Source organism: Pseudoalteromonas luteoviolacea (genome assembly GCF_001696455.1).
Classification (GTDB): Bacteria; Pseudomonadota; Gammaproteobacteria; order Enterobacterales; family Alteromonadaceae; genus Pseudoalteromonas; species Pseudoalteromonas luteoviolacea_C.
The window spans coordinates 499,445-525,883 of record NZ_MAUJ01000002.1; the positions used below are offsets into that span (position 1 = coordinate 499,445).

At 41.7% G+C, this 26,439-nt stretch carries 19 protein-coding genes; 6 read left to right on the forward strand and 13 right to left on the reverse strand.

Annotated features, from left to right (window positions below):
- Positions 1-118: 118 nt before the first annotated feature.
- The 4 genes from A7985_RS10675 to A7985_RS10695 all read right to left on the reverse strand — a co-directional run bounded on the left by A7985_RS10675 (position 119) and on the right by A7985_RS10695 (position 12,064).
- Positions 119-1,324 (reverse strand): YncE family protein, encoded by a 1,206-nt coding sequence (locus tag A7985_RS10675; protein WP_065790436.1) that lies wholly within the window; start codon positions 1,322-1,324, stop codon positions 119-121.
- Positions 1,325-1,709: 385 nt separating this feature from the next.
- Entirely contained in the window at positions 1,710-8,534 is a 6,825-nt protein-coding gene (locus A7985_RS10685) for a non-ribosomal peptide synthetase (RefSeq protein ID WP_141685321.1), read from the reverse strand.
- A 345-nt stretch (positions 8,535-8,879) separates the two neighbouring features.
- Complete coding sequence (locus A7985_RS10690) at positions 8,880-11,417, reverse strand: ABC transporter permease (protein ID WP_065790439.1); 2,538 nt, start codon at positions 11,415-11,417, stop codon at positions 8,880-8,882.
- Complete coding sequence (locus tag A7985_RS10695) at positions 11,414-12,064, reverse strand: ABC transporter ATP-binding protein (protein ID WP_065790440.1); 651 nt, start codon at positions 12,062-12,064, stop codon at positions 11,414-11,416. Before A7985_RS10695 ends, A7985_RS10690 begins: the two co-directional genes overlap by 4 nt.
- 309 nt (positions 12,065-12,373) lie before the next feature.
- Between A7985_RS10695 and A7985_RS10700 the strand changes: the two genes are divergently transcribed.
- Positions 12,374-12,751 carry a VOC family protein gene (locus A7985_RS10700; RefSeq protein ID WP_065790441.1) on the forward strand — a complete coding sequence of 126 codons (378 nt, stop codon included), beginning with the start codon at positions 12,374-12,376 and terminating at the stop codon, positions 12,749-12,751.
- Positions 12,752-13,081: 330 nt separating this feature from the next.
- Here the strand turns inward: A7985_RS10700 and A7985_RS10705 are convergent, their stop codons facing one another.
- On the reverse strand, positions 13,082-14,287 hold the full coding sequence (locus A7985_RS10705) for an endonuclease/exonuclease/phosphatase family protein (RefSeq protein WP_081310512.1): 1,206 nt from the start codon (positions 14,285-14,287) through the stop codon (positions 13,082-13,084).
- A 307-nt stretch (positions 14,288-14,594) separates the two neighbouring features.
- Between A7985_RS10705 and A7985_RS10710 the strand changes: the two genes are divergently transcribed.
- Complete coding sequence (locus tag A7985_RS10710) at positions 14,595-15,320, forward strand: sterol desaturase family protein (RefSeq protein WP_065790442.1); 726 nt, start codon at positions 14,595-14,597, stop codon at positions 15,318-15,320.
- 41 nt (positions 15,321-15,361) lie between these two features.
- On the opposite strand, the gene A7985_RS10715 is transcribed toward A7985_RS10710, so the two are convergent.
- The 6 genes from A7985_RS10715 to A7985_RS27080 all read right to left on the reverse strand — a co-directional run bounded on the left by A7985_RS10715 (position 15,362) and on the right by A7985_RS27080 (position 19,836).
- Positions 15,362-15,721, reverse strand: coding sequence for a hypothetical protein (locus A7985_RS10715; RefSeq protein ID WP_065790443.1), 360 nt, complete (start codon positions 15,719-15,721; stop codon positions 15,362-15,364).
- A gap of 128 nt (positions 15,722-15,849) precedes the next feature.
- Positions 15,850-16,077, reverse strand: coding sequence for a hypothetical protein (locus A7985_RS10720; protein WP_065790444.1), 228 nt, complete (start codon positions 16,075-16,077; stop codon positions 15,850-15,852).
- Between the two features lie 375 nt (positions 16,078-16,452).
- A complete protein-coding gene (locus tag A7985_RS10725) occupies positions 16,453-17,031 on the reverse strand; it encodes a hypothetical protein (protein ID WP_065790445.1) in 579 nt (192 codons plus the stop codon).
- A 38-nt stretch (positions 17,032-17,069) separates the two neighbouring features.
- The gene (locus A7985_RS10730; protein ID WP_176716727.1) at positions 17,070-17,720 is read right to left on the reverse strand and encodes a ribonuclease E/G; all 651 of its coding nucleotides are present in this window, start codon (positions 17,718-17,720) and stop codon (positions 17,070-17,072) included.
- Positions 17,721-17,747: 27 nt separating this feature from the next.
- Complete coding sequence (locus A7985_RS26895; RefSeq protein WP_256096720.1) at positions 17,748-17,870, reverse strand: hypothetical protein; 123 nt, start codon at positions 17,868-17,870, stop codon at positions 17,748-17,750.
- Between the two features lie 130 nt (positions 17,871-18,000).
- A complete protein-coding gene (locus A7985_RS27080) occupies positions 18,001-19,836 on the reverse strand; it encodes a fibrinogen-like YCDxxxxGGGW domain-containing protein (RefSeq protein WP_065790448.1) in 1,836 nt (611 codons plus the stop codon).
- 871 nt (positions 19,837-20,707) lie between these two features.
- On the opposite strand from A7985_RS27080, the gene A7985_RS10745 reads away from it, so the two are divergent.
- From A7985_RS10745 to dbpA, 3 genes are all read left to right on the forward strand, one after another.
- Positions 20,708-21,220, forward strand: a complete 513-nt coding sequence (locus A7985_RS10745; protein WP_065790449.1) for a hypothetical protein — start codon at positions 20,708-20,710, stop codon at positions 21,218-21,220.
- Positions 21,221-21,410: 190 nt separating this feature from the next.
- Positions 21,411-21,953, forward strand: coding sequence for a DinB family protein (locus A7985_RS10750; RefSeq protein WP_065790450.1), 543 nt, complete (start codon positions 21,411-21,413; stop codon positions 21,951-21,953).
- A 133-nt stretch (positions 21,954-22,086) separates the two neighbouring features.
- Positions 22,087-23,487 carry an ATP-dependent RNA helicase DbpA gene (gene dbpA, locus A7985_RS10755; RefSeq protein WP_211032311.1) on the forward strand — a complete coding sequence of 467 codons (1,401 nt, stop codon included), beginning with the start codon at positions 22,087-22,089 and terminating at the stop codon, positions 23,485-23,487.
- 133 nt (positions 23,488-23,620) lie between these two features.
- On the opposite strand, the gene A7985_RS10760 is transcribed toward dbpA, so the two are convergent.
- Positions 23,621-24,517, reverse strand: a complete 897-nt coding sequence (locus A7985_RS10760) for a response regulator (protein ID WP_065790451.1) — start codon at positions 24,515-24,517, stop codon at positions 23,621-23,623.
- Between the two features lie 220 nt (positions 24,518-24,737).
- Between A7985_RS10760 and A7985_RS10765 the strand changes: the two genes are divergently transcribed.
- A complete protein-coding gene (locus tag A7985_RS10765; RefSeq protein WP_247684619.1) occupies positions 24,738-25,418 on the forward strand; it encodes a chromosome partitioning protein ParA in 681 nt (226 codons plus the stop codon).
- A 90-nt stretch (positions 25,419-25,508) separates the two neighbouring features.
- Here the strand turns inward: A7985_RS10765 and A7985_RS10770 are convergent, their stop codons facing one another.
- Positions 25,509-26,399: a DUF2306 domain-containing protein gene (locus A7985_RS10770; RefSeq protein WP_065790453.1), complete on the reverse strand. Its 891-nt coding sequence runs from the start codon at positions 26,397-26,399 to the stop codon at positions 25,509-25,511.
- Positions 26,400-26,439 lie beyond the last annotated feature (40 nt).

The window sequence follows — 26,439 nt, forward strand, 5'->3', positions numbered from 1 at the left end:
CATTTTATATATAGTTTGCTCCCCAATGAGACGTCGTCAAACATAAAAAGGTTTCAATATAAATTAAAAAAGCGACTTTTATCGCTAAAAGTCGCCATCATATCGATAAAGTCAAAGGTTATTCTACTGTCACTATGCCAGTTTTTGTGTCGTATAGTATCTTACCGGCCTCGCCAGACGCATATCCGTACTCACAGACACCTTTTCTAGCTCTTATTACTTTGTAAGCACCATCTGCCGTCGAAAAATACCACTTGGTGCTCCCATCACTTTTCTTTCTTCCTTTACCATTTCTGTTTAACGTATATTGATGGTCTAAAAAGTTATTCCACATCCGTGCACACCGGTTGGCATTTGGATGCTTGGTAAACTTGTTGTGTTTATTGAGCTTGTCTTTCGCTTCAACAGGGAAACCCGCATCATTAAAGTTTACGCTGTTGTCTTTAAACCCTGCTAGGTTTGCAACTTTTCCTGTTTGACCATCTCCAAGCCAGTACTGATTCGCCTTATTGACCTCAAGCTGCAATGCGTGTGCAATAACGGGTAATGTGTTTCCACAGCCTTGAGAATAACTTAAGTCAGCAATATGTTCCGGCCCATCCATGTGATATGTCGCTTGCGCCGTTTGCGGGTCTAATGTGTAAATTTTCGCATTTTCACCTCGTTCCCTTGCGGACACATAGATAACCCCCTGATCATCTACGGCGAGCCCCGAAGCCCAGTGCAAGTTGTGATCGCCAATTTTATCTAGCGTCATATCGCCATCATTTAATACGTATAACGCCTTGGCGTTGAGAACATAAATCAGATTGCCGTCAGCAGAGTACGCGATGTCACCGTGGTCAAAGTCGTCATATACGGCGTCACTCGCTTTCATTTTTCCCATAATGGTTTTTTCACCCGACGATAGGTCGAACTTGTACATATAAGTCTGGCTCGTGGCGAGCAAGTATGCACCATCCGGTGAAACTGCCGAGCGCTTAATCGGATAACTCGTTGTCGTCGCTATTTCGCTTTGCTGCATTGTAGCTGTATCAAACGCATAAATTTTCGACGCGTTGCTGTTTTTGTCATGCCGTTTAATTGTATATAGCTTATCACCACTGCCTGCTAAATTACTTGCAGGCATGCTAGCACCCGGTATTGCTCTGACGCCTTTACTGGAGGGGTCAATATGATATAGAACGCTCTCGTCTGTGCTTGCGTACCTATCGATGGCGAACAGGCCACTTAAACATGATGAAGAGGCTGATGCTGTTGTGCTGCTGACAGCCGCAACCATCATCACGCTCAAAAAACCTAATTTATGAATCGTTTGCTTCATGGGCACACCCGAGTTAACTTTGCTTACCGTAATCAAGCAAATAACAAGCCAAGAAATTTAAATTCAAAGCAATCAATATATTGAGAATATAATTTGATATCGAGCGTGTTTTTGTCTCCTTTAAAGAGCGCTCGCGTCAAAGAACTATTGCAAATTGCAAAACATTTTGCGAAATGCCGCTCGCCAAGGCACAGCGAAAACTTGATTTCCTTAGAACTGGCGTGTGTTGCGCCCACTCACCACCTTTTCTATTTTGCAAAATCGTTATTTTGCAAAATACGAATGTCACTCACCACTGGTAATTACAAGCGCCACAAACCTGTTTGAAGTTATCTTGTGAAGACGAAAGGCTACCTTCTGATAAGGTAGCCTTGTCCGGTCTTATTTAATCGACCAAATGGCTAGCCGCAAAATACATCGCGATAGTCTGTGCCCGCAATTCAGGTGGAGATAAATTAAATTGCTCTAACCATTGCCAAGTTTTTTGACTACTAATCGGAGCAAACCCAGTATCAGTATTTGCCATCATGTCGCCAGTAAGATTGCGCATATCATCGATGAATAGATATTCTCCATCGACTCTATTCCCTGAACATTTGAAATCCACAAGTGACTCAATGAACCGAGTATAACTTGTCAGCTCAATCGGCGTATCAGATACCTTATTTCTGGCCCTGACTAGATCGGCAAAATATATATCTTGAGAATTCGCTAAATGATACACAGGAAGTACGCTCGGCTGCATGGCCAATGTCGTCAGCGCTTTAGCAACATAGTCCACAGGTAAAATGCTTGTCTGAAAGCGATTATCCTCAAAACACATTCCTAGATTAGACGTTAGCTTCATAAGCATCGTCAGCCATTGCTCTTCATCACTTAGCCCTGTTTTCTGGCACCCTGATGTCAGTCCAAGCCTGACAACACTAATATCAAACCCTCGCTGTTGCGCTTGCTTGATCAAAAGTTCCGATGCCCACTTAGTTGCGATATACCCTTGCCCCTGAACATGTTTTTGTGTGTCCAAAGGCGTATTTTCATCAGCCAATCCAGGTTGTTTTAGTACAGCGGTGGTTGATACAAAAACCATCCGTTTAGGCACCCCATGCTGTTGTAGTGCTATTAACTCTACCGTACTGCTTACGTTTGCCGCCTTCATTTGGTCAAATTGAGCTAAATGGTCCATATACGTCGCACAATGAATTATCAGATCTACTTTGTTCGCTATCATTTGATAATTCTCATCACTAAGACCAAGTCGACTTTTCGCCAAATCTCCTATTACCACCCTTATCCGGTGCTCAAACTCTACATCCCACAAACGTGCTTTTTGAAGGCTTTGCTTAACTTTCAAAGAAGCATGCGCTTGATTGTCAGCCCTCACTAAGCAGTACACGGTGAGGTCTGTCTCTTTTAATAATTGAGCTAGGGTATAACGCCCTACAAACCCCGATGCACCGGTTAGTAATATCGATTCAAATCCACCACTTTTTGGTAAGGTAGCACTAGTTAGCGCCACTGGTAGAATAAACTGAGCCGGGTCAATAAAGTCCGGTTGTTCTGGTTTAAACTCCGCAAGCTGTCTCACCGTTCGATGGCTGTATAAATTTCGTAATGTAAAGTTTTGCCCTGTTAGTCCCTCAATTTGATGAGCGAGTTGCATGGCGAGCATAGAATGTCCACCCAGCTCAAAAAAGTCATCATCAATGCCCACTTTTCGCACACTGAGTAACCGCTCAAACACTGAGCAAAGCTGTCTTTCAAACTCGTCTCTTGGCCCTGTGTAACCTCGTTTGGATTCAAATACTGGGACTGGTAATTTGTCAGTATCTAACTTGCCATTGAATGTCAGCGGTAAGTCCGCAACTTCAATGTATACACTTGGGTGCATAAACGAGGGTAATTGGCTTTCAATATGTAATTGAACCTCATGTACTTGATCTTGGCTTTTTGACATCTGAACATAGGCCACTAAGAGAGTTTGACCTTGATGTTTGAAGTCTATAACCGCAGCATTCTTAACATGTTTATGCACCAGCAACACACTTTCAATCTCACCTAATTCAACTCTAAATCCACGTATTTTTACTTGCCCGTCATTACGCCCGCAAAACTCTAACTCACCATCATTTCGCCATCGTACTAAATCGCCTGTTTTGTACATCATAGCGCCGGAATGTTTACCAAAAGGGTCTGGAATAAATCGATCTTTTGTGAGCTCAGCCCTGTTTAAATACCCCATAGCCACCCCCGCTCCTGCGACATAAAGCTCCCCTTGCACTCCCTTGGGTACCAAGCGCTGAAACTGATCAAGAACATACACGCGTCGCGTATTCACGGGCTTTCCTATGGGGACATTAGAGCCATCAAAGCTGTTGCAACGGTAGGTTGTCACAATCGTACTTTCGGAAGGTCCATAACCATTTATTAGGTTTTGTGGACAAGCATTTGACGCCCGTATTTGTCGAATCGTTTCACTGTTTGCCGCTTCTCCACCAAATATGAGATATTTCAAATTGGCAAAGCAGTGCGGGGCATGGCTATATAAACTGTCCAGTAATGATGTTGTTAGCCACAGTGTTGTGATCTTCTCTTGCCTTAAAATAGTGAGAATATCTGAAATACTTGGCTGTATTTTATCTGGGATAAACAATGTCGCCCCATGGCAGAGCGCGCCCCAGATTTCAAACAGCGCCATATCAAAGTTGGGATTTGCCAATTGAACCAGTCTGTCTTCCGCACAAAATTCAACATATCCATTATTCTGGATCAAAGACACAACGCCGCGATGTGTCGTTTGCACCCCCTTTGGCGTGCCCGTGGTACCAGATGTGTAAATTAAATACGCAAGAGCGTCGGCACTTCCAGCTATATTTAAGTCATCACATGCACTGTTTTTTCCAAAAAAATTGCTATAGCAAACGGCCTCATAATGATGCTGATTTAGCGTTTTTATGTTGTCTTTATCCGAAATCACGAATAAAGGGCGACTGTCCTCTAACATCGCCTTTACACGCACAGAGGGGTACTCCGGCGAAATCATCACAACGACAGCGCCCAGTTTAAGAATCGCCAGTGTACTTACAATCATCTCTACACCTCGCGACTGAAATACCCCGATATGCTGCTGTTGCAAATTCATCGACTGTGCGTACTGTAATAGAAGACCGTGTGCAAGCTGATTGGCGCGTTTGTTTAGCTCCCTATAACTGACTTCAACGTCTTTGAATTTGAGCGCAGATTGGTCACCTCGCGTGTTAACCTGTTCTTCAAAGAGCTCATGTATTCGTAACTTTCGCAGTGGTACGGTGTTTGAGGGCCCGCTCCACTTATTTAACAACATATCTCTTTCATTTTCAGGGAGCACATCTAGATCATTCAACAAAGTGTGCGGCATCGTGGTTAACTGCTCTAAAACAATTTGATACATGAGCGCAAATCGACCTATGGTCTCACACTCAAAAAGCGAGGTCGCATAATTCCAATCAATCACAATGTTATCGTCACTGTCATCAATAAGAATGGTCATATCATATTTCGCAGCGGTATGAAGGTGCTGGGGAATTATTCGCATTCCTTGCGGTAAGTCTTTTTGCTCCGTAAAGGCTTGCACACTAAATAATACTTGAAAAATTGGCGAGCGAGATGGGTCAAAATCCGCGCCAACCGCTTGAACAATGTCATCCAATGGCAACGCTTGATGCACTCGTACTTTCGCAACGCTGGCGATGGTCAATTTAAGTAATTCCAACATCGTCACATCGCCCTTTTCGATTTTCACGCGTATTGGCAACGAATTCACAAAAAAGCCAATTAATGACTGCGTTTGCTGCACATAACGATTTTCAAAAGGCGTCCCGATTATTAAGTCATCTTGTTGAGATAGTTTTTGGCACAATGCAAAAAACGCACTGAGCATTACATGGTAAAGCGTGGTGTTATGCGTTTGAGCAAAAGTTTTGAGCCGACTCGACAGCCCTGCGTCCAAAGTGACAAACTGGCTTTTTCCAATGTAATCAAAGTTTTTTCGCCTTACCATGTCATAAGGAAGCATCATATTTTCTGAGCCGGCTAAGTAACCCCGCCAAAATGCATGCAGATCAAGGCGTTTTTCTCCTGCAAGCGCATTACGCTGCCAACTTGCATAATCTCGATAGGTGACATTGAGTGAGGGTAACGCACCTTGCAGATGATAAAAGTGAGCTAACTCTTTAAATAAAATACTTAGGGACCACCCATCAACCACAATATGATGAATGTTGAGCACCAAATACCGCTCTTGTTCTTTCTCAACAATGGTCAACTTAACCGGCAGCTCATTCGCTAGGTTAAATACTTCATTGGCGTATTTCACCTGCTTGTCATAAAGCGCCTCATCCGAACTGACCTTGACACGCCGAAGCGCAAAACTTTGCCCTGACACCCAAGGAAACGGTTGTCTATTGCGATTCCAGCGATACTGAGTTTTCAAAATGGTATGTCTTGAGGCAACCTTCTCCATTGCCCGCATAAATGCGGTACACTTGAAATCTGTGCTCAATTCAAATAATAAAGGTGCATTGTAGGCCGTTTCTGCGCCTTTGATTGATTGAATGAACAACAACCGCTGCTCTGCAAAAGAGAGCACCTGCTCATTCACATGCGGAATATCAACAGCCTGATTGCTGTTTACGAGTTTGGATAAAGACAAAACGGTAGGGTCTTCAAACAATGCATTCAAAGAAAAGTCTAGGCCCAATTCTTGTTGGCAAAGCGACTGAAATTTAAGCAGCTTTACGGAGTTTCCGCCAAGGTGCAAAAAGTTGTCTTCTATGCCAACATCAGCCACTTCAAGAACCTGCTCAATCAGGGAGCATAGCGCTTTTTGAACAGGTGTGCAGGGGGCTACAAATGACCTTTGAGGACGCCTCTGGTACTGAGATACAAGCGATTTGTCATCTACTTTACCATTGAGCGTCAGAGGAATTTCTCCAACGCCAACCAGATCACTGGGCACCATGTGCGCAGGAAGTTTAAGCTCTAACACATTGAATAAAGACGCTTTAGAATCTACATCCAGTCCTTTAAAGCAGTCTTCCAACTGTACAAAACTCACCAATTTTTGGCCTGAGTTTTCCCCGATAGCAAGCGTGTGCGCATTTTTCACATTTAACTGGCTCAATAAAGCCTGATTGATAGCAGCAAGCTCTACGCGATAGCCATTGACTTTAACCTGCCCATCCCGCCGCCCCAAAAACCGAAGTGCACCTTGGCTATCAAAATAACCGAGGTCACCTGTTTTATAGGCTCTCAACCTGCCTTGCTCTGTATCAATTTCAAAAAACGATCCTGTCTCTTGCTGTTTATTTAAATAACCGACCGCTAGCCCCGAACCAAAAGTGATAACCTCGCCAACACAGCCTTTGGGAAGAAGCGAGCCTTGGTGTGTTGCAACGATGACACCAGTGCCATTAATTGCCTGCCCAATAGGAAGTGGGATCTCACTAGGCCAATTTCTGGGTATCAAAAAGCAGCTTGTGAAAACCGTGTTTTCGGTGGGGCCATAACCATTAGTAATTTGGATTTGAGCGTTGTGCTCATAGACTTGTGCAACATGGGTAGGTAACACAACATCTCCACCCACGATGAGCTGTTCAAGCCCGTTAAAAATACTCGGTTCTATTTCAACTAAGGCATGAAATAAGGCCGCAGTCAAAAATGCAGTGTTCACTTGGCGATTAAAAAGTTCGCGCAGGTACTCTGGCCTAAACTTGGCCTCTGGCACCATATGCACGCAACCGCCGTTAAGTAATGCTCCCCAAAACTCAAACACAAATGCATCAAAACTTTGATTGGCTGCGCAAAGCATCTCTGTATCACGGCCCAAAGCAATATAATTTGGATTTATCACTAACCGCGTTACACCTCGGTGCGCGCAAACAATCCCTTTTGGTTGTCCGGTAGAACCAGATGAAAAATTGATATAAAGAGGCAACTGAGCAAACAGGTTAACGCGCCGATAAGATGCCGCCTCTGACTCTGTTAGTTGAGTTAGTGAAAATCTCGCAACTTTACTATTTTGCTCGTGACGTTCGCCAATAATCACGCGCGCTTCACTTTGCGCTACGATAGTTTGTATGCGTGAAGCCGATTCTTTTGGCGAAATCGGCACATAAACGCCACCAGCATATACAACACCAAGTATTGCTTGTGCCAGCGCAATACTTCGTGAAAGCGCGATAACCACTTTGTCGCCAGGCTCTACGCCAACAGACTGTAAAGACGATGCGATACGCATTGCTGCGCACGCCAACGCTTGATAACAGAGCTCTTCACCATCGCATCTGAGTGCGATTTTTTGTGGGAGTTGATTCGCGACTCTTTCAAAAGCGCTTAAAACGTCCAGCTCATTGTCTGATGTACTCAGTAACTTTTCAGGTAATTTATGACATGCCAAAGCGTGCTGAAGCAAATTAGACTCAAAGATATCTGCGATGGTTTTTAGTGAGTTTTCACTCATAGATTTACCAAACCAGTGCCAAGTTAAACTCAAACCTTGTTCGTTTAACTGGATAAAAATGAGCGCTTTACTCTTTGAGTTTGAGGCAATTCTTTGCTTTAGTTCGGCGTTATCATTATTTTTCAACCATATGACTTCTATGGCCTCTAACGGACAATCGGCTCCATTAATACCCAACGACTTGTATATCTTTTCAACGTCCACATAGCCTGTAGCCAAGTCTTGTTGCAGCTGGATGTGAAATGTCGGCGCAGATACCAGCACTCCAGATTGGCTTAAACGAATAGGACGCTTAAGCGAACCACCTTCTTGTTCCAATGACACATATAAAACGACATCAGACTGCCCACAATAGGTCGAGATGGCCTCACCCAAACGATACAAAATGGCGGTTTGCATAGACAGTTTTTGACTACTGAGCGAGGACTCAAACCGCGTAAACTCTTCACCATCAATACATCGAGTGAAGCAACCATTATCATTGTTTGGCATACACATGTTATGCAAAAGAGCAGGCTCATACCCCAAAAACCGAGAATGCCAATAAGCATTGTGTGACTGGATATAATCACTTAGGATTTGCTCATAGTTACGCACGAGCAAAGTGATTTCATCAGATACTGGCACGGGTGATTGGCAGGTAATTTCGTCATTTTGGAGAGATAGTGTGACTCCCTCAGCATATAATTTCTTTAACACATTTTTAGCGTTCATAATTAACCACTGTATTGTTTTTCCTTGTTGATTTTTGTTTTCACGCACCACAATGTTGAGCTTTCAAAGAGGTCTCTGACCTTTGAATAAAAACATTTGCGCAACAATAATGTAATTAGTTGCTTTCAGTAAAAACAAGTAAAAAACAATAAAGTATTACTATTAAGTAGGTGTTTAGGTAATTCGTTAGTAGGGGATATTATCGATTAGCGACTAGAAGGAGGCTTAAACTGCTTAAAATATACTATGCCCTCACCCGCAATTAGCGCTTTAGATTATTGAAAATAGTGAATATAAAGCTGATACAGCAATGTAGAGGCCTACATTGCTGCGTTCAAGCGTCGGTTACCCTCGTTGCTCTAGTAAATTTGTTACGCTTTGCTTGAGCTGCTTTCGGCTTAAGCAAATGCCACCAAAAGCAATCACGAGTACAATGGTCAGCGCTTCTAAAAATAACATCAGGTTGTTTGGTCTATAGGTGAAGCCAAACCCCTCTTGATAGATCTGCCCAATAAACAAATATACTGAGGCAAGCGCACAAGCCACCGGTACAATGGTCAAAATAGCCCATTCAACTATCAACATATTTCGACCTTGCCGTTCGCTTAAGCCAAAGCTCAATAACAACCCATTTTTAAGCTTATCTCTTTGTAAATGTGTCTGAATTGACGCAATGACCAGCAAGTTACTCATCAAGCTAATAAAAAAGCCGTAAGCCAGCATAAGGTACATAAAGGTTTCGATCGTACCGCGTACTCGAGAGAGCAGCTCTTCTACCCTCAGCATTCTGATACTAGGGTGTGCTTGCCAAATTTCACCTAAGTGCTCAAGTCCTTCTTGGGACAAGTCAACACTGCCCATGTATAACGTTTGTTCGCTGGGGACAGGTACATCAACCTGATGCACAACAAACCAAAACGTAATCGAATCCTTGCCAGAACGGTAGTGGTGTACTGTGGCAATGTTAAATTTCTGGCTGTGGTTACCAATTTGCATTGTAATTATATCGCCCATCGACAAGTTAAGCTCTTCGAACACCTCTTGTTCCATTGAAATTGCTGGAATGTCTTGTCTCTCATACTGCCAACTTCCCTCTACAACCTTAATATTGTCAGGTTGGTCCTGCTGCCAATGTAGGTTGATATTACGCTCCAATCGCGTCCGAGAATCACTCGGCGGCGCATCTATTTCAGAAAGCACTACATCATTAATATGTGTTACACGTGCACTTTGAAATGCCTTAAATTTTTTAGCTTCACCACCATGTTTAACTGCAAATGCTTCCATGGCTTGTTTTTGAGCAAGATCCGCCTGCGTAACAAAAACGTTCCCTTGGTCCTCAAACAATGCGCGCTCTAGTGCACTATTCACATCTTGACCTATGCGCAAGCACAGCAAAAGTAAGGTCGCACTGAGGCCTAACGCCAATATTTGAACCATTTTCACGTTCAACCTTTGCTTCATAAGCAATAGTACAAAAGCTACGACTCCTCCCTTATTGGCAAAGAAGCGATTAGCTAATCCCAGTAGTCCCCAAGTGAGAGCCAGCAGCATAATAAGACACACTCCCAGACCAGCTAAAAGCAGACCAGTTAACACCCAATTGTCGGTATTTATTAATACGACAACCAATAGTGACAACAATGGACATAGCCCACTAACAATAAAGGTAACCGCATCGCTCTCTCGCTTTTCGAGTAAGTCTCTAACCGTACTTTTTAGCAGTTTGACCCAACTTGGAATGGTCAATAAACCGTACAAAACTACACTCATCAGCAGAGCCTGACCAACGCCAGTCATGTCCCACATAAGCTCGAAGGTTTCAAACATATTTTGCTGAACAAGTTGCTCAATAACGACCGCAAGAATTAATGCTAGGGCCATCGCAGGCAAAAAACTGATCAGTAGAATGCAGGCAATAAGTGTTAACACTAACACTGGGATTTGCTTATGCGTTACTCCATTTGCCAGCATCACAGCAAGCACCGATTGAATCGGTTCAACATGACTACGCTGGCTTAACCATAAGCATAAACACGTAAGTAGCACTATCACAAAACTGATAAGTCCCATAAAGTTTTGTACACGCTGCCAAGCATGTGCCATTGGATAATTGTTTAGCAACTTACTCACAACACGCATATCTGCGCTACTGGTTTGCAGCTGTTGTAGAATAGCTGGAGACAATGTACTGGTATGATTGATCAATACCTGTCTCTCTGATGGCTGTATATTTAGGCCCTGCAAACTTTGCTCAGAAACGAGTGCTCGCCTATCACTGCTATAACCTTGAATGATTCTATCAGGTTCATTTAATAGCAGCCCGCTCACCAATAGTGTAGTGGTGCCTAGATTGACTTTATCACCGACTTCGACTTTCAATGCCCGAGCTAAATGCGGTTCTAACCAAACTTCCCCTTTTTTAGGCCCCGTTGACATCAAAGTAGGTGTAAGTTGTTGATCGGTAGAGATCGTTATATGGCCATTTAGTGGGTATGTTTGCCCCACTGCTTTTAACTTCGTATGGCTGTATGTTCCATTGCCGCTCAGAGTGATGTCATAACTCTCGATATAACTGTGTTCAACTGCATTCGTTTTTACCCAGTCAATCTCATCATGATGCCAATCTCGACTCACACTAAGTTGTGTATCCGCACCGAGCATTGTTTGTAGATTGTGATTTAAATACTTATCCACCCCTTGTCCGAGCACGCTGGTCAAGCTTAAATACAAAAATAACAGTGCTAAACTGAGCAAAGGAATTAAATGCTTCCCTTTTCGAACTTGCACGAAAAAGATTTTGGTCAACAACCAGCTCGCGCTAGTGCTGCTCAAGGTAGATCGAGGCTTGTGCACGTCCTTTGGAATATAATCATCCATCATAACCTAAGCTCTCCATTTTCTAAGTGATAGATTTTGTCTAGCTTTGCCGCTAAATTCAGGTCATGCGTCACCACGACCATTGTCGTGCCAGACTGTTTAGCACCGATTTGCATATGCTCGAACACCTGCTCTGCGGTAGATTGGTCTAAGTTTCCGGTGGGCTCATCAGCAAAGATGATTTTTGGCTCACTGCACAATGCTCTGGCTATTGCGACCCGCTGTTGTTCACCACCACTTAGCTTGGTCACTGGCTGCAAGGCTTGATCTTCCATTTTTACAATACGTAGTTTTTCAAGCGCTCGTTCCTCGGCGCTCTTTTCGCCTCTTAGTAACAGCGGTAATGCCACATTTTGTAATGCGTTTAACTCGGGTAGTAAATGAAAATGCTGAAATACAAAGCCAGAGACATGATTGATTTCATTTAGTTGCTGATTATCATGTTGATAGTCAATGCGTCCATGTTGCTTATTTTCAAGTCCCGCTAACAATGACAACAAAGTAGATTTTCCAGAACCAGATGCACCTACAATAGCGATTTGCTCACCCGGCTCTACCGCCATCGAAATAGCTTTTAGCAAGTGTAGCTGGTTTCCATTTACCAATTGAACCGTGTGATCTAAACGGCTTACATCCAACTTAATACCCATGCTCACTCCTTAAATAATCTTTTACTGATTTGATAAGTGCAGCTTGAACGTCTGGACGTGAAAAGAGTGTGAAGCGCGATTTAAAGCTAAGAAGACGGCGATGATAGAAGCGATGCAATAAGCAATGTGTTGCAGCTCTAATCATCAAAAAACATATTTGTTTAAATTGGCAATTGGAGTACTGATAAAACTAACGCTAATATTGGCGTAATGGACAGAGTAAAACTCTAAAATTTGTTTTACAGCTAACACTTAGCTAGCTAAGTATTAGCCTTTATTAAACCGACACACCTAGAAGGAATAGGGCAAGTGATTTCACATCTAACACTGGGTACAAATAACCTCGAATTAGCAATAAAATACTATGATCAATTGCTTAAGCTGTTTGGCGCTAAGCAAATTGCTAAAACCGACCAAGTTGTGTTTTACGCATTTGCAGACTCCAGTACTAAATTCGCAATTACTAAACCCTATGATGGGCATGTCGCAACATCTGGTAATGGGACGATGCTGGCACTGAAAGCACCGAATGAGCAGCTTGTAAATGAAGCTTACAACCTAGCCATTAATCTTGGCTCTGAATGTGAAGGCCAACCTGGGCCCAGAGACAATGGCGCGTACACTGCTGCGTATTTTCGTGATTTAGATGGAAACAAACTCGTTGTATTTTACCGCCCAGATAAATAATACGATGGCTAATAATGATGACAGAGAAGCGTCCACTCTCCGGTAACCTTAGTACACTTGGTTTTGGTACTGGGCTGGTGTTTGGCCCACTTTTTTTGGCGTGTTGAGTCAGTGCACAAAACTGCGTGAGTTGTATACAAATTAACGAACAGAATTTCGTAGTCGCCACTTCAGCTTCTCACTGAGAATTGAATATCTGGTATCCAACGAATTACACTGAGTAAGTCGTTTTGTTGAAAGGCTATAATTTTCTCGTAGGTGACTGTCAGATCTAATAATCCCAATTATCAGAAGCCAACAGTCCGTATTAAAACTGATGCAATACTCAAACTAGTTTGAGCATTGCAAATTTGGCAGCTTAATGTCGACCCAAACTAATCGGTGATCTGAAGACGCACCGCGGTTTGCCACAAGTTCTGCGCCTTCACTGCCTTCTTTGGGCCAAAAAACACCGCTGTTCAGCACAGTTAAATCTGCCGAAGGGAGTACATAATCAGCTCGCATGCCCCAATGTGCCGTGTGGGTAGAGCCATTCACATTTTCTGGCTTGTTAAATTTACCGCCCAGTGACTCTGGTGCTGCATAACTATTAATGCGTTTATGCTTTAATAACTGATTAATTGCATTTGGATGTGCGTCACCATCGACAGCGCTAGCATTCAAATCGCCCAAAATAACAAATGATTGATTGATTATTCCACCTCGCTGACCTTTATCATCGTATAAATAACCATTACCTAAGTCACTAATGTAGTCTTTCCATAGACGAATTTCGTCGTGGTTTCGTCTGCCATTCCTGTCTTCAGGCCCATCAAAGACCGGAGGTGTCGGATGACTGGCCAGCACATTGATTTGCTTATCACACACATTAACGGGGATGTCCCAATGAGATTTAGATGACAATCTCATAATTTCGTGTGCTTGCTCACCAAACCAACTGCCACCTTTATCATCAACTGGCATCAAGTTGTTAGGCATATCTTTCCACAAAAAGTTTTGGAAGGTGCGCACTTGATTTGTATCTATTGGGTATCTAGACAGTAGCACCATACCGTATTGCCCAGGGTATTTACCAAAGCCAAAGTGCGTTAAGCGAGACTCTTTACCTGATAGATGGGTTTTAACACCTGTATTGACTGGCGCAAGATATACATAAGGATATTCAATAGACGCAAACCCATTTTGAGGCACTTCAAGATAGGCTTTTTTGAATAGCTCAATCCCCTGTTTAGGGTCTGCTATATAGTCAAACTCATTGAGCAAAATGACATCTGGACGTGTTCTTTGAATGATCTGGGCGATGTTATTGATCTGTTGGATTTTGCCACTTTTTAAAGCATTGGTCAGCGCATTTCCTGAAACATCAATGTCGGCATCACTATTGTAATTAGTGGCTTCCATACTGACATTAAAAGTCGCAATTCTGATAGTTTTTTCATTTTTATTTGCGACTTCAGGTGATTGCATAGAGGTTTGCTGACACCCTGCGCCAAATAGCGAGGCAGCCAAAACAACTGATAAAGAGAAAGGTTTCATAGATAACCTAGTATAAACTGATAAGGCCCCTATTCTAGCGCCCTATATTCAAAACAGGTGTTAATAATATATTATTTCTTTGGGTAAAAGAATAACTTAAAGGTTCCTTCATAGTTAACTCAACGAGTCTACAAATAGCCACTAAGACGTCAACAGGTTTTGCTAAAGCGACGGTTAGGCAATGTCAAACTGGATTTAAAGTGTGATATGTTTGTTTATACTAACCAAGCTGAGGGGCCTATTAGCAATACTAGGGTCAACTGAGTGCATTACATCAACCTATTGGAACACATCAGTTTAATAAAATATGGAACTCCTGACTCTGACCATTGTTATCACCGCCTTTTTGTGTGTTTTTACCTTGGAGGTGGTTGCGCCTGCATCAAAAAATGCCTGTGACCGTCGATGGATGATACTGGCTTCTTGTATTAGCCTGTTTCAGTCAGTCACTGCGATTGTGGCAGGCCTTGTATTTATTGATGTACTCCAGGCAACCTCTCTCTTTAATCTAAAAACAGAGCATGTGCTCATTCAAGGTGGACTGGGGTTTTTACTTACCAGCTTTATCGCTTACTGGTGGCACAGAGCCATGCATAAGTTTGATTTACTGTGGCGTATTTTTCATCAGCTCCACCACAGCCCTAGACGAATTGAAGCGCTAACTGCATTTTATTTACATCCATTTGATGGCATTGCAGCAACGTTTTTAAATGCACTTTGTTGCTACTTGCTACTAGGCTTAGACGCCTATGGGACTGGAGTCAGTTTAATTATTGCTGCTTTGTACAACATTTACATTCATGCAGACCTAAAAACACCCTATTGGCTCGGGTATATTATACAAAGGCCTGAGATGCACAGAGTCCATCACAAACATATGCATCATGCTCAAAACTATGGCCTAGCAATTTGGGATTTGCTTTTTGGGACTTTTTCAAACCCTAAAAAATACGTAGACGAAGTAGGTTTTGATAAAGCAAGAGAAAATAGAGTTTACGAGATGCTTAAGACAAAAGATGTTTATAAGCAGTAGCCTACCTCTTTCTCTGAGTCGATTGGCAAGCTACAAGTTGACTAAGGTAAGCGAAAAGCAAAGCTCAGCTCATGTGCTTCGGCTTCACAAGCAATATGCCCCTTTTTATTAGATATGAGACGATATTTGGAGCCCTTAATCATGTCTTTAATTGCACTTTCAGGTATTCCTTCAGGATAAACTTCAGTTATTTTAAGGTTACTGAGTTTGTTGTGACCAATGTCTGCAATAAAAGTGACATAGCCTTTTCTCTCATCAAAAGAATGTGATTTTTCAAGTACAATCGAAGCTTGCTTCAAAACGAAAACCTCCACGTCTTTTGAACAGGGCCTACAAGCTTCTGCGTTGATACTCACAAATATCATAGTTAATAACGAAAATGTTATAAGCGCTTGTTTCAAACTAACTCCTTGTGTAAGTCTAAGCGGTGATTATTTTAGCCAAACATGGTCTTTACTGTTTCGCATGTTTAGTTGCCAGTTTTAATTAGAACATCGAGCACATACTATTTCAATGTGGCACTCAACAATTATAATGAGACAATCACGTCACCGGTGTTAACTAATGCGATTATCGCGACACCAATTAGACCAATAACCATGCCAATTAATTTAGCTTTAATACCCTTTAATACAGTCCCGGAACTTTTGACCCCATTACTTACTACAATTTGCAGTTTAACCTCTCCTTTTAATAGGATGTAGACTCCAAAAATAATCAGTGCTAAGCCAAATAAATCATCAGTTGTTATATTCATATGTGTAGACCGTCAAGTTGTTTCGGTAGTTGTTAAAATGTCTCGAGACGAATCAGTTAAAATTCTGTAGGCAACTCAAAATGCTTTCGTGAATATCACAAAGATCGCCCTTCCCTGCAACTTCAAGCAAGTAGGGAGTTCTCGCGTTTTTTCCCATGAAAACCTTCACCTGCGACAAAGTTGGGGGACAGTTTTATTCTCAGCTCATCGCCCCCTTGCCACAAGGCGTACTCCCCTCACCATCCACTTTGTCTATTGGATAATTCAATAGAGAATGCGTGCGCTAGCTGAGCTTTCAACCTTACGTAACTCATGTTTTTCGTGGCATACAACAGCTCTTCAACTAGTGTAGTAACCACCAAAAGTTAATCTCTTCTACTCACTAGAACCCATAAATTTTCGGTTTGCATACAACTGTTTAGCGACGTTCCGAACGCGTCTATTTATGCCATTTTCTTGTAGCCAAATTACGTGTTTGGGTAAAAGGCTATCTAGTGTAAGAATATACCCCTGAACATAAGAATCGCGCGTTTCTTTTATTTCGAAAAAACAATCATCAATAGAGGTGCGATTGACTTTTCGAATTAGCAGCTCTCGAAAGTACCGTTTTTGTATAGGCTTTTTCAAAACTTCTGGATATATTTCTAGCAAATTCAGTTGGTCATCACTAAGAATATTGACATGTATAAGTTGTATAATACGATCTTCATGCAAGTTGCAGTTGTCGGGACCATTATCCCGCAGCTTAAATACGTTGTGTACTTCGAAGTCGGTTAGTTCTTTTTTAGAATTTAAATAATCTGTAAAAGCACCACATCGATAGTGTTCAGCATTTTTGTCTTCAGAGTTTTCAATTTCAGCATATTGCGCCAAGATATAGTCTTCTGTAAGTATTCCCAAAGAGAGCCATTCAACTGAATACCCCAACCTACTCATTGCTGACTCTACACTCATGATGTCTTGTACCTTAACTCTAGTCGCACAAATGTTTGCTACTTTTTAAATAACCGAGACAAAAAACCACTCACACCTTTTTTGACTTTGGCGTTTTCCCAATCAATCTCTCGATAGCGGTCAATTATATCTAATTGGCCATCATAAAAGTATATTTTTGAGCTTGGATATTTCACGCTTAAATAGCTTGTCAGTGACTGATACATATCTTGACTGTCTGTAAATATCTCTGTCACTCCCTGAGATATAGCCTGCTCTAAAAGCGTGTTCATTGGCTGAGTATGTTGATGTATAAAAAGAGGCTTTTTAAATTTGATAGACGCTTCTAATATGGTTTCCCAATGTAATAGCAATGCCCTAAGTTCAAACTCAATGCACTCTTCATTTACTAATTCACATCCGTTATTAAGTTCTATTTTTGTATAAGAGTCTAATGCTTGCTTGCCTGATGCCTTAATATTTTGCGCAAGTTTTGCTAAATTACTCTTTCGAAGCTCAACTTTTTCGTTCTTACTTAAGGTGATTGTTAAATACTCACCAACAAGCCGTATTGTTGAGCTCAAAACAAGGTCTTTATCATCTTCAATAACCTGAACAAGTACTAGATCACCAACCTTGATTTCACGATGGTTTAAAGGTTCTCGACTTATCAGTTTGTGACTGGTTCCCCCACCAATATCTGCCATCATGCACTCAGCACTCATGGATGTAATTTTTCAATTGTAAATATCCAGTTTTCGATCGATGTCTAAATGCACTGGCCGATAAAGAGCCCCTTCTAGTACACCCATTCGCAACGAGGTGTCTTTCTGCTGAGCGCTTATTAGTAATCTTTTCATACTCATCTCATTTGAAAATTGATCTTTTGCGCGCTCTAAGCCCGTCAAATTAAGGCACTGTGCGTACTTGCCGTAAACAGTACTCTCGATGGTGAAGGAGTTTGGGTTTTCACCATCGAGATGATTACAACTATCTAAACCACAACAAAGCCGAACGTGTACCGTTTGAATTTGTCCCATTACACAAACCCGACCCAGTTCCGCCAGCGTAATCTCCTAATGCAACCCAACAAGCAGCGTTGTAGATATTTCTCTGCCAGCCCACTACTGTGGGGTTTTTATACGCGACATTCGAAACACAAGCAGGGTAATTCGCATTATAGTTGGTATAAGAAGTAGAGCAATTAGGTACAACATCACCATTGTCGTATTGCGCTTGTTGCTCCGTATACGCCCACGAACGTCTGATTATTTCTAGCTCGTTTTGTGTTAGGTTCAAGCCATATACACTCTTACAATCAGACGCTGCGCAACCGACTTGCTCTCTGACTGATGAAAATGCAGATAGAACACCTTTATACATACCCGTAGCACTTGGGTCATGCGGCGTGATATCAGGAAGGTCGTCATACTGACTCAAATAGGCCTTTCCACCCGGAGTCGATTTGGCATATGTGCCGATTAGTGTCCACCCCCCATCATCAGTTACCATGTCACAGTACGCCTGAAATGGATCCACACCATTTTTCTCACCGTCAGGATCAATGGTATAAACACCAGAAGGTGACGATGGATTATTGTCTAGTATTTCCTTACACGTAGCGCCTTGCGCACCAAATACCTTCTTATTTAAAGCATCAATTTCTGCACGTTGCTGATTTACAAGCGCAACTAAGCTGTCAATCTGAGCTTGTAGATTGCTCTGAGTGTTGGCATTTTGAGTGTCAGAGTAACCTTTGGTCACCAAGTGATTATACTGAATTGGTGGATGAGCAATGGCATGACCAATAACCTCTAATGCAGCTGCCGGAGCACTAGTACCAATCCCTACTTTAACTGTCGTTGTTACTTCGCTTGCTCCATCATTCCAATGACTCGTACCGGCTACACCTTGAGGGCCTTGTGGGCCCTGTAACCCTTGAATTCCTTGGGGACCACGAACTCCTTGAATACCTTGCAGACCCACTGCACCATCCAAACCTCGCTCACCCTGCGGCCCCTGAGCTCCCGCTACTCCTTGAAGCCCCTGCTCGCCCCGTAACCCTTGTAGACCTTGCTCTCCTTTAAACTCACGCCATGTTGCGCCATCACAAATTAAGATCTGATTTTGGCTTGTATCAAAGTACATAGCACCAGCATGATTAGCCACACAATTGACGGGGGCAGCTGACTTAGGTGTTAAGCGTAAAGCGCCTTGGATTTCGGTATTACCATTATTTGTATATGGATAATCGGTCAAAATGGGGGATTGAATTAATGATACATCGTCAAAAAAAACGGTACTTGTAGATGAACTTGTATTGGTCAACTCCACATGAACATTAGTGCCAGAGTCAACTAAAGCTTGATGGCTTGCATTGATTGAAATCGCACCCGACACTGAGGTGAAATTGCCTTGACTCGGCGTACCTGAGATTGTTATTGGTAAATAGCGGCCATTAACGCGCAATCCCGCGGCATAGCTACCTAAAGTTGATAAATGGCTTTCTCCCACTGCAAAGTTAATAATGTATTGAGTATTTGCTTGAAGCGAGACACCTAAGTCTTGAGATAGCGCCTCCCCTTGTTCAGCAAAGCCCACATTGCCAATGCCCGTCTCATTTGTAAAATCGCTAATTGTAGGGTTGTATAAACCAGCTCCATTCGTTGCGACCCAATCATTTACACTGTTTGACTTGTGGCTTTCATTTAAAATGTTATGTTCGAAATTTCCATTGTTAATCAGCTCTTTTGCACTTATATGAGTTGAAAGTAGCGCAGACGAGATAAGCGTGAGAGCCCAATAAGGCTTTACTGTTGGATTCATTGCTTAGATTTCCTTTAAGGTAGTTTCTGTAGCTAAATGGTGAGTCGCAACATTTTAACGCGCCATAAAGAAAACACCACGAACCATTTAAATAAGACCGAATATTATTAAATAAATAATAAACTAGCTCAATTGACACCACTCACTCAAAAAGCCGTTAACACTACAGCTAAACTAAAATAAAAACTCTAACAATTTAAACATAAAAACCATTGAAAAACATATTGCACACAATTAAAACACGCTAAAGACCAAGGAATTATTTAGCAGAATTAAATACATCCAACTTTTGCCAATCTAACAACAAACCTCCTCGCAATGAGTAAAAGCTCTAACTCATAGCCATAAAAAATCAACTGCAATAATTGCTATTAATCTGTAAAACCATTTTATAAATTGGGTTCTGCATCTAACTGAAAGCCTGATTAATTTACCTTTTAAAGAAACACCAAACACTGAATTCAGAAGCTACCTTCGAGCTAAAACAATGGGAAACACGGAAGGCACTTACAATTGTTAAATTTTGGTTTTTAAAACGCTAATTTAGATAAAACCCTCAAACCATAGAAAACAACCAAGAGCATTGATAAGCATAACCTTTACTGATAACTTACCACTCAAAAGAGAAGCTGATTAAAGGCATTTAAATGTTAACAGGTGCAATCTGTTGATGTTTTTACAATAAAAATAAGCTTAGCGCAAAACATCAGCTGGAATAACTTTTTAGATGTATCCGAGTTTTAAATACTAGGCTATAGGCAATCACCTTATTTCATACTAACCTAGAATCTTAAATTTGATTTTATATTAAGCCAGAGAGTTAATTTTTATAAAAAATGTAATTTTAATTTAATTAATAAGGAGAAATTTAATGAAAAAATTAATCGCCCTGTCAATCGTTGCGGCTTCTTTTAGCACTTTTGCTACCAATGCTGACTCTATTTCTACTGTTGAAGTAGAAGCAGCTCAAAAAGGTTGGGGAGAAGGCATTGTAAAAATTGGAAAAGCAAAAGACCCACGCGCAGCAGCAGTAAAACACTTAGAAGAGTTTTATGCTTTTGGCCAAGGTCAAGTTTTGTTCAAGCCAACTTTAGCTTCGGTTGACCAGTTTCGTGGTACACAAAAAGAAGCTTTATCTTATTTTGTAGGTCAAGACCTTGCTGAAGACAAAGGGTTTGCATTGGCACCTTATACAAAAGTACGTTGGGAAAACGAAGGGATCATTACCGACGGTAATTCAGCGATGTCGATGGGTAATTACTACTTTACTAAAACCAATGGCGAAGAGATAAAGGTAGAATACTCATTCGGATATATTAAAGGCAAAGATGGTAAACTGAAAATCAATTTACATCATTCTTCTTTACCATTTAACCTTCAATAAGGTTAATAATATAGCGCAGCAAGACTGCGCTATAAAAAAACAATTAAATGTAAATATCATCTTAATCATATCCACTTTGCCACTTACCACTTTCTGACTAATTAATATCACTAAAACTTAGAAAATATATTTCTAGGTTATATACTATAAATCTCTGCGGGCTTAGATATACAGAAAAGAAGAGGAAGTTATGTCGCAATTGTCACATTTTAAACTTTTGGCGAAATACAACTTATGGATGAATAAAAAGATCTACGAAACCGCTGACACACTGCCAGAACCGGTGTTAGAGAAAGATCGTGGGGCATTCTTTGGTTCAATTATAGCTACCCTAAACCATATTCTTGTCGGCGACACCATTTGGCTTAAACGCTTTTCAAACCACTCTACCCCATTGCCTTCACTTGAATATATGAAGTGTATCGAGTACCCAAAAGCACTTAATCAAGTAATCCACCCTCATTTTAACGATTTAATGCAAGCTCGCTATAAAATGGACAGGCTCATTGAAGAGTTTGCTTCAGAGCTTACTCACGACATGCTTAACGCTACTTTAGCTTATCAAAGCACAACAGGAGCGCACTTTAACAAAAATTTCGGGCACTTAGTCCAACACTTTTTTAATCATCAAACACACCATCGGGGTCAGGTGTCTGCACTACTTTATCAAGCAGGTGTAAACATTGGCGACACGGATTTATTGCTTTTGATCCCTGAACAATCGCCAATATGAACCGTTTTGAGTTTTACTTTCCCTCAAGTAAAAAGAGACAACTGAAGATTGTAAAGGCTCGCTTTAATTTAACTGGCTCAAAGATACTCAGTCTCTAGCGCGCATGTTATAATCCGCTTTTATTCCACAAAAGATGATATTTGTTTTGTCACAGCCGCTATTTTCAACTTTACCACTTTCGAACGCCCTATTGGACAACCTTGATTCTCTTGGCTATACCGCCATGACTGAAATCCAAGCTCAGACACTGCCCAAAATTTTGACTGGCATTGACCTTATCGGACAAGGGAAAACAGGTTCAGGTAAGACCGCTGCATTTTCTCTCGGCTTGTTGCATAACCTCAATGTTAAACGCTTTCGCGTGCAAGCTCTGGTCGTTTGCCCTACCCGAGAATTGGCGGACCAAGTTGCGGTTGAAATACGAAAACTTGCGCGTGCAATTCATAATATCAAAGTGTTAGCGCTATGTGGTGGCGCACCAATGGGGCCTCAGATTGGTTCATTGGAGCATGGTGCTCATATCATTGTTGGGACGCCTGGTCGAATCGAGGAACACTTACGAAAAGGTAGGCTGTGTCTTGATGAAGTAAATACATTTGTCCTTGATGAAGCTGACCGAATGCTCGAAATGGGCTTCGAGGACTCAATACAGTGTATCTTAGAACACTGCCCTCGCAATCGCCAAAACTTACTTTTCAGCGCTACATACCCGCCAAAAATTGAACAACTGGCAAAGCACATTATGGACAATGCCGAAAAAGTTACGGTGACTGCCACACACGATCATGCTTCCATTGAGCAGTACTTTTATGAAGTTGAGAGTAATGATGTGCGCTTGGATGCCGCACAAAAACTACTCTTAAAATTCCAGCCAAGCTCTGCCGTTATATTTTGTAATACCAAAGCAGAGTGCCAAACAGTATGCGATAGCCTCAAACAACTAGGCTTCGACAGTGCCGCATTGCATGGTGACTTGGAACAAAAAGACAGAGACCGCACCCTAGTGCGTTTTGCCAACAAAAGTTTAACCATCTTGGTTGCAACTGATGTTGCAGCACGAGGTATTGATGTTGACCATGTCGATATGGTGCTTAACTATCATATTGCGCATGATCCAGAAGTCCATGTTCACCGCGTCGGTAGAACTGGCCGTGCTGGTAATAAAGGTATCGCGTGTTCACTGATGAGCTATAAAGAGTCTCACAAGGTTAATGCACTAGAAGACTACTTAGATAAGCGCATTGAGCCAAATGACTTACCCGCTGATGATGTGCTGAACAACCAAATAGCACGCGCGCCCATGGTAACATTACAAATTGATGGTGGAAAAAAAGCAAAGCTGAGACCTGGCGATATTTTAGGCGCACTTACAGCGGACAAAACCATACCCGGTTCCCAAATCGGTAAAATTAAAGTCACAGCCATGACTTCTTACGTTGCAGTAGAAAGAAAAGTAGCAAATAAAGCTCTGAAAATGATTACAGAAGGCAAAATGAAGGGCCGTAATTTTAGAGCGAGAAAAGCCACGCAATAGTGGATTAAACATCACCGCATAGTGATCGCTCTAAGATCACTATGCTTTCTCCGGTTTATCATTTATGGTCACTTTAAACTTCAGGCCAGAAATGTTCTGGTTGGTAGGATATACAGTAGACCCAGTTAAGGTATCAAACGCCCACGATAAGCATTTTCCCTTGCGCCATGCCTTCTCTCTCACAGCTTAAATCCATGCGGCTGTCCAATGGATATTTGTATAGAAGCTCAAGTTTGGGGTGAATGCTATAGACACATTTACAGCTTCTCACATACAAACTCATCTTACTTTGATTGTCTAAAAACGCATACGCAGTTTTGCTCAAAGCCTCTTCACATGCAGACATAATCTCTTCATTGATTTGATTCATATGAATTGCTTGTAACGCTTCTTCATTCGGTATAATTTTTACGCTGCTTGCTAGCACACATGCCGCATACACGTCCAATACCCCGATAACGCGTACTTTTTGACTACCTCTTTCAGCATAAACCACCATTACACAAGGCAATTTGCTTTCATCTAGCACCTGAGAGCGTATGGGCTTTAACGTTAAACTATCGCTGATGTTCTTTTGCATTAATCGTTCAAGTGCATCTGTTTTTGGTAAAGCTAGGCCATCTTTTAGTGGTACCTCTTGTTCGGTAATAAACTCTTGAGCTTCTAATTCCAAAACTAATGGTTTAATAGCATCCAATAACTCGTCATCTGTAAATGGCTTCGACAAAAAAAACGCGCAACCAAACGACTTTGCATAGGAGATTTGCTCTTCATCATCAATGGTCGAGATCATGCCCACGGGAATTTCTGGATGTTCATCTACCACAGCTTGTACAAGATCAATACCTGTTTTCTCGGGCATTTGCCAATCTGTTAGCACAATATTTGGCTGCCAATCTTTCACCAAGGCCAGCGCATCATCAACACAGCTCGCACATGACACGAATAATTTTCTATATTCAAACTGTTGAAGTGCACGCCGGATGATTTCGCAGGTCGCATGGCTGTCGTCAACTATCAGAACCTTCACATACACCTCGAAATTAAATTTTCATATTCAGTATAGGCAGATTTTTGTACTAAAACTAAACTTATCTTATTGATAATAAATGAAGCGAAGAATTTTGAGCATGCTTCCAATTGAAGTTTACCAATATATTGCCCTGAATTTCGGGCTGCTTATACTCGCAGCTTGGTTCTATATCTTGTTATTGATTTTGCGGGAATTCCGTAAATTCGCGGGAATATTCATGTCAGGTCAGACTACAAATGCGGGGTCAGAAGAAGTCATGGCGCTATGTAAAGATTCGGTCGATAGAGCAAGCCAGTTTAATATCCAGCATGAACAAACTATTTCAGAACTACTGCATGTTCAAGCAAACTTGGAAAACCAACTTGCTCAAATACGCGCTTCAACCGCAGATCACATAACTAAAGAAGAACAAGCTTCAATCAATGAACTGAATAAAAAATTATCGCGCTCCCATAAGTTAATTAGACGTTTGAAAGGCGATCTAGACGTCAGTGGTAAAAAACTCAAGTACGCGAAATCAAAACTCGAAGACCAATTTCAGTCGGTCGGTAACTTACAAGAACAAAACAGCAGCCTACAGAGAGAGATTGAACAGCTTAAAGTTGAAATTAAAACCGTACACCAGTCTTCCGGCCCTGCCAATGACCAAGAAATACAAGCCATCGTGCAGCAGTATGAAAGGCAAATAGAAGAGCAAAACCAGCTCATTGACCAACTTTCGGTTGACCTTCCACAGCAAGAAGGCGGCAATACCGAGGCACTTAAAGAAGAACTTCATCACGCTAAACAAAAAATCAAACACTTATCAAAAGAGAATAAGTTTATAGAAAGTCGCTATTTGGAGGCCGTAAAGCAAGCTGATGCAGATAAAAAAAGGACTAAAAGTAGTGACGCTTAGCTCGCTGTTTATTTTGAGCGAAAGCGAACGCTTGATTTCAAATGGCCCAAAGCGTGTTTAACTGCCTTAGGCCATATTGAACAACAGAAACTAAAGGGCTATTTTGCCACCCGACATGACCGTGATTAAGAAAGGTGTAAACCCTAGCATCCCAACCAACATGAGCACCGTTAGCATGCATAGGCAGCCTGACGCTATCCACTTTATTAAAGGACGTTTCGTTTCACCCGCCAGAAAATACAGCTCGGCCATGGCCAAAGGAATCGCAAAACAACCAAAGGTCCACATTGGAAAAAATGGGTCGCCAAATTTTGGGTCTAGGCCCAACGTCGTGCCAGTTACAAGATAGCTAAAGACACCCAATCTCAAAAACCACTGTGCATTTGAAACAAGAAACAACCTCACCGCCCATTTTCTATGATTTCGAATATCTTTTTTAATGGCTGTGCGTGCACAGAAGAATGTAAATGTAAGGATCAAGATACCATTAATACTTGTTCCAACACCGTCTAAAGTAATGGGGTTTTGGTCTCTTATCCAAACCAAGTAAAAGCCAGATACAGAGAGTGCAAATACGGTTAAAAGATAAAGGTAGCCATTGGCTTTATGAAACTTAGGAAAATAACGACGCATTTGCGGCAATAACTGTAAAGCCCCACCAAATGCAACGAAACCTGCACCTATCGCGTGCGCAGCAAAAGCTAAATTACCAGCGAAATCTCCTACCTTATAGGGCGTTTTTCCAAAAACTTCCCAGCGATTCCAAATCTCCATATTGTCATTAATTACCGAAAATCCATAAAATGCGATTATGTAGTAAAAGAAAAACCACTGACCCGCTAACACGGCTACAAACCAAAACGCAGTAGAATACTTTAACCCTTGATTTGCTGCTTTTAATGACGTTCTCGTTTTAGCGTCTGTGTGTTTTATGTCTTTTGTTGTCGTGGCTTCATACATACCTAATGCTGTTCTTTCCATTGTGCCCGCCTTCATAAATGTGGAAACTGAGAGCAATATT